The following is a 16820-nucleotide window of genomic DNA, read 5'->3' as shown; positions in this document are numbered from 1 at the left end:
CCGCTCGGATCATGCTGGCCTCCTTCTTCCCCTTTACAATTTTGAAATCCCCCTCATCCGCCGCCCCCGCCGCCCCCCCCCCCCCCGCCGCGCGAACCTGTTGAGTCTGTCAACTTCGTCAACTCCGCGCGAATGCGCGATAGTGTAAAGTCAGTGCAAAGTTCCAGCCCGCGAAGCCTCTCGCATTCCCTGACGCCGCCGCCGGACCCAGACGCCATATGCGATTGCCCTGTCCCTCAAGGGGAGGGGGAGGAGGCACGAACCTCACCTATTGATCACTTGCGCAAAAAAAGCGGCCACGGCGAGGGTTCGCCGCAGCCGCAGTTCTAGCCACCCCGAGAGGGGGTCTCGTGAAACCTCAGACCTTGACCAGCCGGATCGCGATATAGGGCTTGCCCGGCAGGGCGATGGTGGGCCGCGCCGGATCATGCACGTCGTAATCGTCCTTCTGCCGCATGCGGAACACGCCATCGACCGGGGTGATGGTCATGTTCCAGGTGTCGATGATATCGATACGGAAGGTGTTCTTGGGATCGCCGCCGCGGCCCGGCAGCACGACCTTCCACTCGGTCGGCGTCTGCGTGCCGAAATATTTGAGGTAATATTCGTGCGGCTTGCCGCCGAGATGATAGTTCCACCATGGCTGGATCGCGTCGATGCCCGGCGCCGGGCCTTCCTCCATGATCTTGCGCAGGAAGGCGAGGCGCGGCGCGCTGGTGCCCTTGAGCACCCCGCCTTGGCCGAGCCACGAGAAGTCGGGATTCTGCTTGGGATCGTAGGTCTCGCTGTGGCCCACATACGTCCCGCCGATCAGCCCCCACCAGAAGCGCTCGACCATGCCCTGGCCGTCGAGATTGCCCCAGCGCTTGTCCGAATTGCCTTCGTAGACGACCTCGTCGAACACCACCGGCTTCAGCGTCATCGCGCGGTGCAGCTCGGCGCGCAGGTCGTCGAGCACCGCGGCGCCGTTCTGGACGCTGGCATGGGTGATCCACGGCTTGCGGTGGTCGTAATAGGTGTTGATCTGGTGGATCGAGCGCAGCCGGTCGTGCGGATCGGCGGCGACCAGGACCTGGAAGAGATGGTCCCAGTCGTCCATCGTCTTGGTCTTTACCGCGTCGTACTCGTTGGCCATCGACCACCAGACGTTGCGGTACGCGCCCCAGCGCGCGGCGGCGTAGCGGATGTAGCGCTCGTCGTCGGCGCGCTTCATGTCGTTGTAGCCGCGCTTCTCGTCATAGGGGTGGAACAGGATGACGTCGGCCTCGATGCCGAGCGCGCCGAGGCGCAGGATGCGATCCTCGTAGCGGCGGAAATAATCGGGATCGAAGCGCGTCGCGTCCCAGTCGCGCGGCCCCTGGCCGGTGCGGGCGAACGGATTGGTCGCGACCGACTCCACGTTCGGGAAGACCAGCATCCGCATCTTGTTGAACGGCGCGGTCCTGAGCGTTTCCAGCGTCTGCGCGCATTTGGCGTCGGACTGGAGCGCCCAGCTGTAGCAGGTCGTGCCGATCTGGCGGAACGGCGTGCCGTCGGCATAAGCGAAGTGATAGCCGTCGCTGGTAACGCGGACCGGACCGTGGTTGCCGGCGGTCGGCGCGACGCATTCGAAGCGGCCGCGCTTGTGCGCCAGCTCGCTCGCGCTGCTTTCCGTCTCCCAGCTCCACGCGCCGAGCTCGGGCGGGCTGAAGCGGACGCGGTAGGTGCCTTTGCCGTCGTAGAAGCCGGGGACGCGGATCGTCCTGCCCGCGCCCTTGAACACCGCGGCGAGCTCGACGTCGATGAACGGGTTGCCGGTCGCGGGCCCTTCGAACACCAGCTCGTGCACGCCCCAGCGCTCGGCGCGCTGGGCCTCGCCGCGCTGTGCGAGCGCGGGGGTGGCGGCGGCGCCGGCGGCGATCAGGCCGCTCTTCAGCATCTGGCGTCGCGATACGCTCACTGGACTCTCCCTTCGTTATGGATGGTGGAGCGCGCGGTCATGCCGCACGCTCGGCCTCGAGCTGCTCCAGGGACTTGCCCTCGTTGCGCGGCGCCCAGACGAAGCCGATCACGCCGCTGATCGCGAGGAAGCCGACCAGGATCCAGGCCAGCGTGGTGAAGCCGGTCGCGGTGAGCCACGGCACGAAGAAGCTGAACACGCCGAGCGCGATGCGCACGATCGCGAACATCACGCCCTGCGCGGTGGCGCGCAGCGCGGTGGGGAACATCTCCGAGCTCCACAGCTGAAAGAAGCTCTGCGCGCCGAACCCGCCGCCGACCGACATCAGGAAGACGTGGATGATCGCGAGCGGCAAGGTGAGCGGGAAGAGCGCGAGCAGCGCCATGCCGATGACCTGGGTGACGGCGGAGATGCCGAACAGCAGCCGCTGGTTCACCTTGTCCGAGAGCTTCATGAAGATGAAGAAGATCGAGGCCATGCCGAGCAGGAACGACAGCGCCTGGATCGCCACCGACATCGCCTGGCTCTGGTCGCCGACGGTGCGCAGGATGTATGGGAAGAAGAAGCCGTTGGTGCCGGCCCACAGGTTCCAGAACAGATACATGCCGGCGAGGAACGCCATCGACCCGATATGCTGGCGGGTGAACAGGTCCTGCCAGCGGCCGCGCTTCTCGGTCTCGCCGCTCTTCTGCGCTTCCACCCAACGCTGCGATTCGTGCATGCGCGAGCGCAGGAAGGTGAGCGCGACGGCGAGGATGGCGAGGTGCGCGAAGACGATGCGCGCGCCGAGCATGCCGAGCGGCTCGAGCGCGAGGAACAGCAGCAGCACGACGACCGGGCCAAGATACCACAGCACCTGCGCGACGCCGCTGTGCTTGCCGCGCTTGTCGTCGGGCGCCATCTCGGCGATCAGCGACCAGGAGGCGGGGATGTCGGCGCCGACCGCGAGGCCGACGAGGAAGAAGCCGATCACGACCATCCACGCGTTCACCGCGAAGACCAGCCACAGCATGCCGAACGCGTAGAACAGCATGTCGTACTGGTAGATCTTCTTGCGGCCGAACAGGTCGCACAGCCGTCCGCCGATCAGCGCGCCGATGCCGGCGGCGATCGCGTTGGGGCCGAATGCGCCGATCATGCCGACCAGGTCGGTGCTGAGGTGATAGGCCTCGACCCACAGCGCCAGCGCGGCGGCGCCTGCGACGATCGAACCGGCATCGATATAGTTGGCGAGTCCGGCAAGGATGGTGTTCTTCCAGTCCTCGCGGTCTGCAGCTGCGGTGCTCATGGGCTTGTCTCTCCCCGGATTGGTGTGGCCTGGCCGTTATGTCTGCGCTGCGGCTTCAGCGAAATCTCGAAAAACAAGGCGACGGGGGAGGCCGCTGCCTCCCCCGTCCAAGGGGTGCTCCGTCAGAACTTGAGGCGGGCGCCCGCGTAGAAGCGACGGCCGATCGGATCGTACTGGCCGTTGATGTTGCCCGCGACGCCGGTGAACAGCGGCGGCCGGTCGACGTCGAACAGGTTCTTCACGCCGACGAAGAACTGCATCTCTTCCATGACTTTGAAGCGGACCTGCGCGTCGGTGTAGATCACGCTGTCGATGCGGAAATACTTCTTGTCGGGCAGCGACCCGTCGGCGAGCACGTAGCGCGTCTGGAAGTTCTCATAGTCCAGATATTGCGGGCCGATATATTCGGCGCTGACGGTGAAGCCGACCGTGTCGTTGTCCCAGCTCAGGCTCGCATTCGCGGCATCCTCGGGCGAGCCGAGTTCGCCCTTCGAATTGTCGAACGCGTCGCCCGCAAGCGGCGTGCTGCCACGCGCCAGCAGGTGCGTCCACGAGGTCGAGAGATTGGCCTGGCCGCCGAACGCGCGCATCGTGTAGGACAAGGTGAAGTCGAGGCCTTCGGTCTTGCTGCCGCCGCTGTTGACCAGCGCGCGGACGACCTGCTCGACCGAGCCTGCGCTGAACGCACCGCTCGCGGTCGAGCGGCGGGTGACGAACTGGCAGAAGTCGGAGATGCCCTGCGTGTAGCACTTGTTGAGCACCGTCGACTGCGAGATGCGGCTGATCGCATCCTTGAGCTCGATGTTGAAATAATCCGCGGTGAAGGTCAGCCCGCGCAGCGCATCGATCGACACCGGATTGATCACCACGCCCAGCGTATAGGTGGTGGCGGTTTCCTCCTGGATGTTCGGGTTCGGGGCGGTGACGCTGCCGACGCCCTGCTGATCGGGCACGGTCAGCGTGAACGAGCCGTTCGTCTGGATGTTGGCGAGCACGCCCGGGTCCGCGCGGCAATTCTCGGCCAGCGTGCCGGTGCTGGTGAGCGTCACGCCTTGGCACGGATCGGTGATCGAGATGATACCCGCCTGGGGCGCCTCGAACAGCTCGCCGATGTTCGGCGCGCGCACGGCATGGGCATAGACGCCGCGGATGCGGACGTCCGGCACCGGCGACCATTCGACGCCGCCATTATAGGCCCAGAAGCTGCCGACCGTGGAATAGTCGGAGATTCGCGCCGCGCCGCGCAGCGTCAGGTTGTGGAAGAACGGCACGTTGGCGAGAACGGGAACGACGATTTCGCCATAGGCTTCCTTGACGCTGAAGTTGCCGACCGTGTCGGTTGCCTGGGTATATCCGTTGCGCGCCTGGTTGGTCAGCGGATCGAACGTATCGCTGCTCGACTCCTCGCGATACTCGAGGCCCGCGGCGACCTGCACGGGACCGCCCGGAAGCTGGAACAGCGTGCCCGAGAGGTTGAGCGCGGCGGCATGCATGTCCTGGAAGGCGTGCGCCTGATAGCTAGCCTTCACATAGTTGATCGCCTCCGCGCTGATCTTGCTCGAGCCGTCGGGATTGAGACCGAAGACGTTCATCGGCACGCAGCCCGACGCGCGCGCATTGGCGTCGAGACAGATCGCGTCCGTCGTGCTGCCGTTGCGATTGACGTCGTTGATGTCGGGAACGACCTGGACGGCGTTCGCGACGTTGTAGAGGTTGGCGAGGCCCGTCATCGTCGTGTCGGAACGGGTCGAGCCGTAGCTGTAATAGGCGTCGAGGTTCCAGCCGCCGCCGAGGTCGATGTCGCCGCCGACCGCGATGCGGAAATTGTCGCGCTGCGTGGTCACCGAGCGCGTTCCCGGCGGGAACATGGTGGTGCGGATCAGGAAGCTGATGTCCTTGAGTCCGTCCCCGGTACGGTCGTTGGCGGCGTTGTAGACCGCGTCGGACACGTACGGGTTGCGCAGGATCACCGAGGTGCCGTCGGGACGGAACACGCGATGCTCGATGTTGAAATAGCCGTTGGCGTTGCCGGGCGCGTTGAACGCGCCGAGCGCGCCGTCGGTGCGGAGCGGCGACGCCTCGAGGAAGCCCTTGGTGTCGACGCGGTTGTAGGTGCCCTCGACGAAGACGTTGACCTTGTCCGACACGTCGTAGTTGGTGCGCACGGCGAAGGTCAGCCGCTCGACCGGCGAGGCGATCGCGCCATATTGCGCGCGGTTGAAGCCGTCGGTCGCGGCATTGTAGGCGCGCACCGACCCATCCGGATTGATGATGCGGTTGCCCGAGCCCGCGATCGAGAAGGCGCCGGCCGGGCCGACGTTCGACGGCGAGTAGAGCGGCACGAACAGGTTCTTCGCCGCGGTCAGGTTGACGTCGCTGGGCGTGCCGACGCGCTGCGTGGTGCCGAGGCTGACATAGTCACGGGCCGCCCAGTCGCGCGCGGTGTTGAGGACGGTGCCCTCGCGCTGCCAGCCGGCGAAGAGCAGCAGGTTGCCGTCGCCGTTGGCGAAGTTGCGGCCGAAGGTGACGTTGGCCGAATAATTGTCGTCGTCGCCGCGCTCCGAGATGCCGGCCTGGGTGTTGAACCGGAAGCCCTCGAAGTCCTTCTTGTAGATGAAGTTGACGACGCCCGCGATCGCGTCCGAGCCGTAGACCGCCGAAGCGCCGCCGGTCAGCACGTCGACGCGCTCGACGAACGAGGCCGGGATCATCGCGAGGTCGACGACGCTCGAGCCCGGCGAACCGGCCACGGTGCGGCGGCCGTCGATGAGGACGAGCGTGCGCGACGGCCCGAGGCCGCGCAGATCGACGGTCGCGCGGCCCGGACCAGTGCCGAACGTGCTGGTCGTGCGGCTGGCGCCCGCCGAGCCGACGGCGGGGTTCTGCTGAAGTACTTCCTGGATATCGATCGAACCGCGGTTCTCGATGTCCTGCGCGGTGACCACCTGGATCGGCGACGGCGACGTCAGCGTCGGGCTGCGGATGCGGCTGCCGGTGACGACGACGTCCTGCTCGGTGGTCTCGGCCTCGGCCGCCTGCTCCGCGGGCGTCTGGGCGACGGGCGCGGCGGCTTCGGCCTCCTGCGCCTGTGCCGCGGTCGCCGCGAACAGGGTCAGCGCGCTGGCGCCGGTCAGCAGCAATCCGGTGCGGACGCCACGCGATGACTTGAGAGATGCAACTTTCATTTCCCCACTCCTTCCCTTGTGTTGTGTCCTGATCGGGCCTTGGGTCGGGCCCCAGTCCATGGGCGTTTGCCGCCTCTCTTCGTTGTTCCTTGGCTTCAGCCGGGCGGCGCCCGGTTCGCGCGGGCGACCACATCGGCCACGCTTTCGCGCCAGTTGTCGCGGATCGCGTCGCGCGCGCCGGACGCGAGCTGCGGTTCGAAGCGATCGGCCGAGGCCGCAGCGCCCGCGCCGGCGAGGCCGAGCGCTTCGGCCGCCATGCGCGCCACGCCGAGCGCGCTCGCTTCGGCGATCTCGGGCCGGGCGATGGCGCGGCCGGTCAAATCGGCGAGGAACTGCGCGAGCAGCGGATTGCGCGCCGCGCCGCCGTCGATCGACAGCTCGGGCAGGTCGATGCCGAGATCCGCGGCGATCGCGTCGAGCACGTCGCCGATCTGCAGCGCGATCGCCTCGAGCGTGGCGCGGGCGACATGCGCCGGGCGGGTGGCGAGCGTCATGCCGCTGAGCGTGCCGCGCGCCCCGGTCTGCCAGTGCGGCGCGCCGAGGCCAGCGAGCGCGGGGACGAACACCACGCCCGCGCTGTCCTGGACGCTCGCGGCGAGATCGGTGAGCGCTTGCTCGTCGGGCAGACCGAGCAGCGCGGTCGCGAACGCCGCGGCGTGGCCGGAGACCGAGATGTTGCCTTCGATCGCGTGCTGCGCGCCGCCGCTGGCGCGGCTCCACGCGATCGTGCTGGAGAGCCCGTGCGACGAGCGCACGCGGCCGTCGGTCGCCGCCATCAGCGAGCTGCCAGTGCCGATCGTCGCCTTGACCCGGCCGGGGGCATGGATGCCGTGCGCGTACAAGGCGGCATGGCTGTCGCCGAGCAGTACCTGCACCGGTGTGCCCGGGGGCAGCGCGGTGAGCCCCGGCGCGACCGCGCCGAAGCCGCTGTCCGACGGTGCGATGCGCGGCAGGATGCCGAGCGGCACGTCGAAGATGCGCGCGAGCTCGGGGTCCCAGTCGAGCGTGTCGAGGTTGAACAGCTGCGTGCGCGAGGCGTTGCCGTGGTCGGTCGCATGGACCTGGCCGCCGGTGAGGTTCCACAACAGCCAGCTGTCGATCGTGCCGGCCTTGATCTCGCCCGCCGCCGCGCGGTCGCGCGCGCCGGGGATCGAGTCGAGCAGCCAGGCGATCTTGGCGGCGGGGAAGAGCGGGTCGATGCCGAGCCCGCTGCGTGCGGCGATCTCGTCCCGCAGCCCGGCGGCGCGCAGCGCGGCGCAGCGGTCGGCCGAGCGCGCGCATTGCCAGATCACCGCAGGGGCGAGCGGGCGGCCGGTCGCCGCTTCCCAAAGCACCACCGTCTCGCGCTGGTTGGAGATAGCCAGCGCGGCGATCTCGCTGCCCGGTGCCGCGGCGACGAGCTCGGCGATCAGCGCGGCGACCGCTTCCCAGATATCCGACGCCGACTGCTCGGCCCAGCCGGGCTGCGGATAGGTCACCTGCATCGACCGCGAGCGCGAGGCCAACACCGATCCGTCGGGCGCGACGAGCAGCGCCTTGGTGTTGGTCGTGCCCTGGTCGATGGCGAGGATGACCGCACCGGACATCAGGCGGCCTTCGTTCCCAGCAGCTCGCGCGCGGCGGCGGCGATGCCGCCGGCGGTGAGGCCGAAACGCTCCATCAGCCACGATGCGGAGCCGGTCGGCAGGAAGCCGGGGAAGCCGAGCATGCGCATCCGCACGGGATCATGCTGCGCGCAATATTCGGCGATCGCGCCGCCGAGGCCGCCATGGGCCAGCCCTTCTTCGGCCGTCACGATCGCGCCGGTCTGCGCGGCGGCGGCGATGATATCGGTGTCAAGCGGCGACACGGTCGCGAGGTTGATCACGCGCGCGGCGATGCCCTCGGCGGCCAAGGTTTCGGCGGCGGCGAGCGCGCGGTGGACGAGCGTGCCGTTGCTGACGATGGCGATGTCGCCGCCCTCGCGCAGCACCTCGCCCTTGCCGATCGCGAAGGCCGCGCCGGCGGGGCGTTCGAGCTGCGGCACCGGCATGCGGCTGATCTTGATGTACACCGGGCCGTCATGCGCGGCGGCGGCCTTGATCGCCTCGGCGGTCTCCCACGGGTCGGCGGGTACGATCACGGTGAGCTTGTCGATCGCGCGCAGCCAGGCGACGTCCTCGATGCTGTGATGCGTCGCGCCGAGCTCGCCATAAGCGACGCCCGAGGAGATGCCGCACAGCTTCACATTCTGCTGGCTATAGGCGCAATCGACCTTGACCTGCTCCATCGCGCGCGCGGTGAGGAAGCAGCCGGCGCCGCTGACGAACGGGATCTTGCCGCCGTTCGCCAGGCCGGCGCCGACGCCGACCATGTTCTGCTCGGCGATGCCGACATTGATCAGGCGATCGGGGAAGCGCTCGCGGAACTTGCCGAGCTTGGACGAGCCGACCGAGTCGTTGACCACCGTGACGATGCGATCGTCATTGGCGGCAAGCTCCTCGACGGTGCGCACATAGGCGTCGCGGCAGTCGAACATGCCGGTGGCTGCGACGTCCTTCACTTGTCCATCTCCGCTTCGAGTTCGGCAATCGCCTGGGCGTATTGCTCGGGGTTGGGCACGCCGTGGTGCCAGCCGGCCTGGTCGCGCATGAAGCTGACGCCCTGGCCCTTGTGCGTGTCGGCGATGATCACGAGCGGCTTGGTGCGCGGCTCGGCGGCGCGGTCGAAGGTCTCGAGCAAGGCGGCATGGTCATGGCCATCGACCCCCACGACCTCCCAGCCGAACGCGCGCCACTTGTCGGCGAGCGGCTCGAGACCATTGGTGTCCTCGGTCTTCGCGCCCTGCTGCAGGCGGTTGCGGTCGACGATCACGGTGAGGTTGCCGAGACCGCGATGGCCGGCGAACATCGCCGCTTCCCACATGCTGCCCTCCTGCAGCTCGCCGTCGCCGGTGAGCGCGAAGACGCGATAGTCCGCCTTGTCGATCTGCCCCGCGACGGCGATGCCGACCGCGACCGGCAGGCCGTGGCCGAGCGGGCCGGTATTGGTCTCGACCCCGGGCAGATAGGTGCGGTTGGGATGGCCGTTGAGCCGCGACTCGGGCTTCAGATACGTGTCCAGCTCCTCCTCCGGGAAGAAGCCCGCCCCGGCCAGCGCCGTGTAGAGCGCGCCAGTACAATGACCTTTGCTCATCACGAAACGGTCGCGGTCCGGGGCGGCAGGGGAGGACGCGTTGATACGAAGAATATCGAAGTAAAGGACGGCGAGCACATCTGCGGACGAAAGATCGCCGCCGGGATGACCCTGGCCCGCTTCGACGATCATGCGGAGGAGGCGGCGGCGCATCCAATTCGCGCGCTCGCGGACGTGCGTAGCGCGCACCTCCAGCGTACGCGCGGCGGCGTCGCGACTCTCCAGCCTGACTGAGCTCATTCACCTCTCCTGACCGCCGGATAGCGGATGTTGAAACCAAACGCAACAATAGTCATATTATATGGATATCATTCGAAGTTTCGATTATCTTCGTTTTCTATCGAGCCGCAGCGAAATTGACAAGATATCAAAGCCGGGGCTAGGAGAAGATGCGCCGGCAGGGTCTCCAGCGGCGTCAACCACAGGGATCCAGGAGCGGGAATGTCGAGATCGTGAGCGGCGAACGACGCGCCCGGATGCTCGGCGAGGCTCGCCGAAGCAAGATCCTCGAATGGCTCCAGGAAGAAGGCAGCGCGCGCGTGCGCAGCCTGGCCGAGGCGTTCGGGGTGTCCGAGGTGACGGTGCGCCAGGATCTCGAAAAGCTCGAGACCGACGGGCACATCGTGCGCGAGCATGGCGGCGCGTTCCTCAAGTCGGTGACTCAGCAGGTGCGTGCGATGGCGCTGCAGCACCACGAGAACATGGAGGCCAAGCAGCGCATCGGCCGCGCCGCGGCGGCGCTGGTCGGCGACGGCGAGACGATCATCCTCGATTCGGGCTCGACCACCACCGAGGTCGCGGCGCAGCTCACCGGGCGGCGCGACATGACCGTGATCACCAACGCGCTCAACATCGCGCTGATGCTCGGCGCCGAACCCGGGTTCGAGGTCCATATGACCGGCGGCCATTTCAAGGCGCCGACGCTGTCGCTGTCGGGCGACCGCTCGGCCGACTATTTCCGCGGGCTGTTCGTGCAGAAGCTGTTCCTGGCGACCGCGGCGCTCGATCTGGAGGCGGGGCTCACCTATCCGGCGCTGTCCGACATTCCGGTCAAGCGCGCGATGATCGAAGCGGCGGAGCGAGTCATCCTCGTCGCCGATTCGAGCAAGATCGGGCTGCGCTCGTTCAGCGCGCTGGGCGGGATCGAGCTGGTCCATCTGCTCGTCACCGACAGCGCCATCCGCGACGAGGACCGCGCCGCGATCGAGGCGGCTGGCGTGGAGGTGCTGGTCGCCTGAAGCTTTCCGGCGTGCCGCGCGTGCGCACGCCTCCAAACCACTGGGATGAGGATCGAACCGTGAGCAATCAGAAGTACGGCGCCGGCATCTGGCACTTCGCGACCTTCGTCGATCGCTATGCGACCGACGGCTATGGCCCCGCGCGCTCGCTGATCGAGATGATCGATCTCGCCGGGCAAGTCGATGACTTGTCGGTGGTCGACATCAACTATCCCTTCGTCGATGCGAGCCTGTCGCTCGACACGGTCGACGAGGCGCTCAAGCGCAACAATCTCTCGGTGATCGGCATCACGCCCGAGATCTACACGCGCCAGTTCGCCAAGGGGGCATTCACCAACCCCGACGCCGGCATCCGCCGCCTCGCCAACGAGATGTGCAACGACGCCGCCAATGTCGTGCGCCGCTTCGGTGCGGACTATGTGAAATTGTGGCCGGGGCAGGACGGGTGGGACTATCCGTTCCAGGTCGACCACAAGAAGCTGTGGCAGATGAGTGTGGAGGGCATCGGCGAGCTCGCCAGCCAGAATCCCGACCTCAAATTCGTCATCGAGTACAAGCCGCGCGAGCCGCGCTGCCACATGAGCTACGACAGCGTGTCGCGCACCTTGCTCGGGATCGAGCGGATGGGGCTGCCCAATGTCGGCATCCTGCTCGACTTCGGCCATGCGCTGTACGGCGGCGAGAGCCCGGCGGATTCGGCGCAGCTCGCGATCGACCATGGCCGGCTGTTCGGCATGGACGTGAACGACAATTTCCGCGGCTGGGACGACGATTTGATGGCCGGCAGCGTCCACCCGATCGAGCTGTTCGAATTCTTCTACACGCTGCGCAAGAACAAGTGGGAGGGCGTGTGGCAGCTCGACCAGTTCCCGTTCCGCGAAGACAGCGTCGCCGTTGCCAACGGTGCGATCAGCTTCCTCAAGGGCATCGAGCGCGCGCTCGACAAGCTCGATTTTGAAGCGATGCAGGATGCGCAGGACCGGCAGGACGCGGTGACCGCGCTGCGCCTGGCGCGCGAAGCCTTGTTCACCTCCTTCTGACCGGGTGGCCGCGATGATCCTTCGCACCGCTGCGACCGCCATGGTCGCACTCGCCGGCCCGGCGCTCGCGCAGAGCGAGATCCCCAAGGTTCCGGCGTTCCCCGGCGCGGAGGGCGCTGGGCGCTTCTCCGAGGGCGGGCGCGGCGGGCGGGTGATCGCGGTCACGAACCTCAACGACTCCGGCCCGGGCAGCCTGCGCGCGGCGCTCGAGGCGGAACGCCCGCGTACGGTGGTGTTCAACGTCTCGGGCACGATCGCGCTCAAGACCGACATCGTCGTGACCAACGGGCGGCTGACGATCGCCGGTCAGACCGCGCCGGGCGACGGCATCACGATCCGCGACCGCTCGCTCAACATCGCCGCGAACGATGTGGTGGTGCGCTATATCCGCGGCCGGCTCGGTGCCGCCTCGGGCACGCAGCAGGACGCGATCACCATCACCAAGGGGCGGCGGATCATCCTCGACCATGTCTCGGCGAGCTGGTCGATCGACGAGACGCTGTCGGCCTCGACGCACTACGACAAGCCCGGCGACGGGGTGTGGGACCTCACCGTGCAATGGTCGATCATCGCCAATTCGCTGCGCCATTCGAACCACGACAAGGGCGATCATGGCTTCGGCAGCCTGATCCGCGCGGCGAAGGGCGCGAAGATCAGCTGGCACCACAATCTCTGGGCCAACCATCTCGACCGCATGCCGCGCCCGGGCAACTATTCGCTGCCGAGCGAGGACGACAAGGGCGCGCTGTTCGAGTTCCGCTCCAACGTCTTCTACAATTGGGGCAAGGATCGCTCGGGCTATAATTACGATGTGTCGACTCACGCCCAGTACAATTTCATCGACAATGCCTATGTCGCCGGGCCCGACAGCAAGGGCAATTTCGCGTTCGAGGAGCAGAACCAGCTCGCCCGCGCCTTCTGGTCGGGCAACAGCATGAACGGCGCGGTGCCGAAGGACCAGAAGACGCTGGTCACGGGCAATATCCCGGCGGGCTATTGGCTCGGCACGCCGCTCGATGTCGGGGCGGTCGCGGCTGACCCCGCGCCGCGCGCGTTCGAGCGCGTGCTCGCGGGCGCCGGCGCGTCGCTGGTGCGCGATGCGGTCGATCTCAAGATCGTCGCCGGGGTGCGTAGCAGGACCGGCCGGATCATCGACAACGAGGCTGAGGATGGCGGTTGGCCGGCGCTGCGCTCAGGCACCGCGCCCGTCGATGGCGACCAGGACGGCATGCCCGATGCATGGGAGCGCGCGCGCGGGCTCGACCCGGCCAGCGCCGACGGCGCGGCCGACCGCAACAAGGACGGTTACAGCAATCTCGAGGAATATCTGAACGAGCTTGCCGCCGGGAAGGGTGCTGCGTGATCATCTCCTCCGCCAATGATTTCCGCGAGGCGGCACGACGGCGATTGCCGCGCTTCCTGTTCGATTATGCCGATGGCGGCGCCTATGCCGAGGAGACGCTGCGCCGCAACGTGAGCGATCTCGCCGGCATCGCGCTGCGCCAGCGTGTGCTCAAGGACGTCGCCAGCATCGACCTCAGGACCAGCTGGTTCGGGCGCGAGGTCGCGCTGCCCGTCGCGCTCGGCCCGGTCGGGATCAGCGGCATGTACGCGCGGCGCGGCGAGCTGCAGGCGGCGCGCGCGGCGAAGGCGGCGGGCATCCCGGCCTGCCTCTCGACCGTGTCGATCTGTTCGATCGAAGAAGTCGCGCAGGCGGCCGACCCTTTCTGGTTCCAGCTCTACGTGCTGCGCGACCGTGCGTTCATGAAGGACCTGATCGCGCGGGCCAAGGCAGCGGGCGCGGCGGCGTTGGTGTTCACCGTCGACATGCCGGTGCCGGGCGCGCGCTATCGCGATGCCCATTCGGGCATGTCCGGTCCCAACGGTCCGCTCCGCCGCGTGCTGCAGGCGATGGGCAAGCCGGGCTGGTCGTGGGACGTGGGACTGTGGGGGCGGCCGCACATGCTCGGCAACCTGCTCCCGGTGCTGGGCAAGGACAGCGGGCTCAACGACTATATGGGCTGGCTCGGCGCCAATTTCGATCCGTCGATCCAGTGGAAAGACCTCGAGTGGATCCGCGAAGCCTGGGACGGGCCGCTGATCATCAAGGGCATTCTCGATCCCGAGGACGCGCGCGAGGCGGCGGCGATCGGCGCGAACGGCATCGTCGTGTCCAACCATGGCGGGCGCCAGCTCGACGGCGTCCTGTCGAGCGCGCGCGCGCTGCCGGCGATTGCCGATGCGGTCGGCGACCGGCTCACGGTCCTTGCCGATAGCGGCGTGCGCAACGGGCTCGACGTGGTGCGGATGCTGGCGCTGGGCGCGAAGGGCGTGCTGCTCGGGCGCGCCTGGGTCTATGCGCTGGCGGCGCAGGGCGAGGCGGGCGTGGCAAAGCTGCTCGAACTGATCGCCAAGGAAATGACGGTCGCGATGACGCTGACCGGGGTCAACCGGATCGAAGCGATCGACCGCTCGATCCTAGCCGAGGACAGGAAATGAAGCTTCTCGAAGGCAAGACCGTGCTGGTCACCGGCGGCTCGACCGGCATCGGCCGCGCGGCCGCGATCGGCGCGGCGCAGCACGGCGCGAACGTCGCGATCAACTATGCCTCGAGCGACGACAAGGCCGCGTCGTGCGTCGCCGAGATCGAGGCGCTCGGCCAGCGTGGCCTGGCGGTGAAGGGCGACGTCGCGCTGCCGGAGACCGCGACGGACTTCGTGAACAAGGCGGTCGAGGCGTTCGGCCGAGTCGACGTGATGGTCTCCAACGCCGGCATCTGTCCGTTCCACGCGTTCCTGGACATGCCGGTCGAGACGGTCGACCGCACCTTCCGCGTCAACCTCCACGGCGCCTATTACATGGTGCAGGCGGCGGCCAACCAGATGGTCAAGCAGGGCGAGGGCGGGGCGATCGTCGCGGTCTCGTCGATCTCGGCGCTGGTCGGCGGCGAGTTCCAGACGCATTACACCCCGACCAAGGCGGGCGTGCATTCGCTGATGCAGTCGGCCGCGATCGCGCTCGGCAAGCACGGCATCCGCTGCAACTCGGTGCTGCCCGGCACGATCCTGACCGAGATCAACAAGGAGGATCTCGCCGACCAGGACAAGCGCGACCGCATGACCGCGCGCATCCCGCTCGGCCGTCTCGGCGAGTCCGAGGATCTGGCGGGCCCGATCGTGTTCCTCGCCTCGGACATGGCGGCCTATGTCACCGGCGCCGCCCTGCTCGTCGACGGCGGCGCGTTCGTGAACCTCCAATAGGACTTTCCGCGTGTCGCTCGTCATGCCCGTCCCCGATGCCGCGACGCTGGCGCGGCGGGCGGAGATCGTGGCGGCGATGCGGAGGATCGTCCCCGGCGAGGGGGTGATCGACGACGCCGAGGCGCTACGGCCCTACGAGTCCGACGGGCTGACCGCCTATGCCCAGGTGCCGCTGGTGGTGGTGCTGCCCGAGACGGTCGAACAGGTCGCCACGGTGCTGAGCTGGTGCCACGCCAACCGGGTGAAGGTGGTGCCGCGCGGCGCGGGCACCTCGCTGTCGGGCGGTGCGCTGCCGCTGGCGGACGGGGTGCTGCTCGGCATGGCCAAGTTCAACCGCGTGCTCGACATCGACTATGAAGATCGCGTCGCGGTGGTGCAGCCGGGGGTTACCAACCTCGCCATCACGCGGGCGGTCGAGGACATGGGCTTCTATTACGCCCCCGATCCGTCGAGCCAGATCGCCTGCACGATCGGCGGCAATGTCGCCGAGAATTCGGGCGGGGTGCATTGTCTGAAGTACGGGCTCACCACCAACAACGTGCTCGGCGTCGAGCTGGTGACGATCGAGGGCGAGGTGGTTCGGCTCGGCGGGCGCGGGCTCGAGCCGGCGGGGCTCGACCTGCTCGGCTTGATCGTCGGGTCTGAAGGTTTGTTGGGCGTGGTGACCGAGGTCACCGTGCGCATCCTGCCGCGGCCTGAGATCGCGAAGGCCCTGCTGATCGGCTTCCCCGATGTCGAGGGTGCCGGACGCTGCGTCGCCGACGTGATCGCCGCGGGGATCATCCCGGCGGGAATGGAGATGATGGATCGGCCGGCGATCCATGCCGCCGAGGCCTTCGTGAACGTCGGCTATCCACTGGATGTCGAGGCGTTGCTGATCGTCGAGCTCGACGGTCCGGGCGCGGAGTGCGGGCATCTGACCGGCGAGGTCGAGGGAATCGCGCGGGCGAACGGCGCGGTGTCGGTGCGCGCGTCGGCGGACGAGGCGGAGCGCGTGGCGTTCTGGGCCGGGCGCAAGGCGGCATTCCCGGCGGCGGGGCGGGTGTCGCCCGATTATTATTGCATGGACGGCACAATCCCGCGGCGGCGGCTGCCCGAGGTGCTGACGCGGATGCGCGAGCTGTCGGAGCAGTACGGGCTCGGCGTGATCAACGTGTTCCACGCGGGAGACGGCAATCTCCACCCGCTGATCCTCTACGACGCCAACCAGCCCGGCCAGCTCGAAAAGGCCGAGGCGTTCGGCGCGGATATCCTGAAGCTGTGCGTCGAGGTCGGCGGCGTGCTGACGGGCGAGCATGGCGTGGGTGTCGAGAAGCGCGACCTGATGCACACGATGTTCTCCAGGGAGGACCTCGCGCAGCAGCAGCGGGTGAAGTGCGCCTTCGATCCCGAACTGCTGCTCAACCCCGGCAAGATGTTCCCCGAACTCCATCGCTGCGCCGAGCTCGGCCGGATGCATGTCCATCGCGGCCAGATGCCGTTCCCCGATCTCCCGCGCTTCTGATGGCTGCTTCTCCCGCCCTCAACCCAACCCCAACCGTCACCCCGGCCTTGTGCCGGGGTCCACTTCGCCGCGCCTACTACCCGCTGCTTCAAGCCCCGGCACTCGCTGCCCGGTGGACCCCGGCACGAGGCCGGGGTGACGAAAGTGTGGTGCGATGATCCGGCCCGCCAACATCGATGATCTCTGCGCGGT

General features: G+C 67.8%; 12 protein-coding genes. 6 read left to right on the top strand and 6 right to left on the bottom strand.

Annotated features, from left to right (window positions below; translation table 11 throughout):
* Positions 1–358 precede the first annotated feature (358 nt).
* The 6 genes from ABDV68_RS12440 to ABDV68_RS12415 all read right to left on the bottom strand — a co-directional run bounded on the left by ABDV68_RS12440 (position 359) and on the right by ABDV68_RS12415 (position 9718).
* Positions 359–1939: a DUF5060 domain-containing protein gene (locus ABDV68_RS12440; RefSeq protein ID WP_343520313.1), complete on the bottom strand. Its 1581-nt coding sequence runs from the start codon at positions 1937–1939 to the stop codon at positions 359–361.
* Positions 1940–1976: 37 nt separating this feature from the next.
* Positions 1977–3227, bottom strand: coding sequence for an MFS transporter (locus ABDV68_RS12435; protein ID WP_343520311.1), 1251 nt, complete (start codon positions 3225–3227; stop codon positions 1977–1979).
* 122 nt (positions 3228–3349) lie between these two features.
* Entirely contained in the window at positions 3350–6412 is a 3063-nt protein-coding gene (locus ABDV68_RS12430) for a TonB-dependent receptor (RefSeq protein WP_343520310.1), read from the bottom strand.
* 95 nt (positions 6413–6507) lie between these two features.
* Positions 6508–7998 (bottom strand): FGGY family carbohydrate kinase, encoded by a 1491-nt coding sequence (locus tag ABDV68_RS12425; RefSeq protein ID WP_343520309.1) that lies wholly within the window; start codon positions 7996–7998, stop codon positions 6508–6510.
* Positions 7998–8954: a transketolase C-terminal domain-containing protein gene (locus tag ABDV68_RS12420; RefSeq protein WP_343520308.1), complete on the bottom strand. Its 957-nt coding sequence runs from the start codon at positions 8952–8954 to the stop codon at positions 7998–8000. The genes ABDV68_RS12425 and ABDV68_RS12420 overlap by 1 nt, the downstream gene beginning before the upstream one ends.
* Positions 8951–9718, bottom strand: coding sequence for a transketolase (locus tag ABDV68_RS12415; protein ID WP_343520314.1), 768 nt, complete (start codon positions 9716–9718; stop codon positions 8951–8953). The genes ABDV68_RS12420 and ABDV68_RS12415 overlap by 4 nt, the downstream gene beginning before the upstream one ends.
* Positions 9719–10038: 320 nt before the next feature.
* Here ABDV68_RS12415 and ABDV68_RS12410 point away from each other — a divergent pair, with 320 nt between their 5' ends.
* Genes ABDV68_RS12410 through ABDV68_RS12385 form a run of 6 tightly spaced genes read left to right on the top strand, consistent with a single transcriptional unit; the run spans position 10039 to position 16628 of the window.
* A complete protein-coding gene (locus tag ABDV68_RS12410; protein ID WP_343520307.1) occupies positions 10039–10824 on the top strand; it encodes a DeoR/GlpR family DNA-binding transcription regulator in 786 nt (261 codons plus the stop codon).
* A 59-nt stretch (positions 10825–10883) separates the two neighbouring features.
* On the top strand, positions 10884–11864 hold the full coding sequence (locus ABDV68_RS12405; RefSeq protein ID WP_343520306.1) for a TIM barrel protein: 981 nt from the start codon (positions 10884–10886) through the stop codon (positions 11862–11864).
* Positions 11865–11877: 13 nt separating this feature from the next.
* Positions 11878–13227, top strand: a complete 1350-nt coding sequence (locus ABDV68_RS12400; protein ID WP_343520305.1) for a pectate lyase — start codon at positions 11878–11880, stop codon at positions 13225–13227.
* Positions 13224–14363, top strand: coding sequence for an FMN-dependent L-lactate dehydrogenase LldD (lldD, locus tag ABDV68_RS12395; protein ID WP_343520304.1), 1140 nt, complete (start codon positions 13224–13226; stop codon positions 14361–14363). Before ABDV68_RS12400 ends, lldD begins: the two co-directional genes overlap by 4 nt.
* Positions 14360–15124, top strand: a complete 765-nt coding sequence (locus tag ABDV68_RS12390; RefSeq protein ID WP_343520303.1) for an SDR family NAD(P)-dependent oxidoreductase — start codon at positions 14360–14362, stop codon at positions 15122–15124. Before lldD ends, ABDV68_RS12390 begins: the two co-directional genes overlap by 4 nt.
* A 10-nt stretch (positions 15125–15134) precedes the next feature.
* A complete protein-coding gene (locus ABDV68_RS12385) occupies positions 15135–16628 on the top strand; it encodes an FAD-linked oxidase C-terminal domain-containing protein (protein WP_343520302.1) in 1494 nt (497 codons plus the stop codon).
* Positions 16629–16820: the final 192 nt, after the last annotated feature.

This window comes from Sphingomonas sp. (genome assembly GCF_039595165.1).
Taxonomy (GTDB): domain Bacteria; phylum Pseudomonadota; class Alphaproteobacteria; order Sphingomonadales; family Sphingomonadaceae; genus Sphingomonas.
Note: the sequence above shows the minus strand (reverse complement) of the source record. Positions and strands in the feature narration are given on the sequence as shown.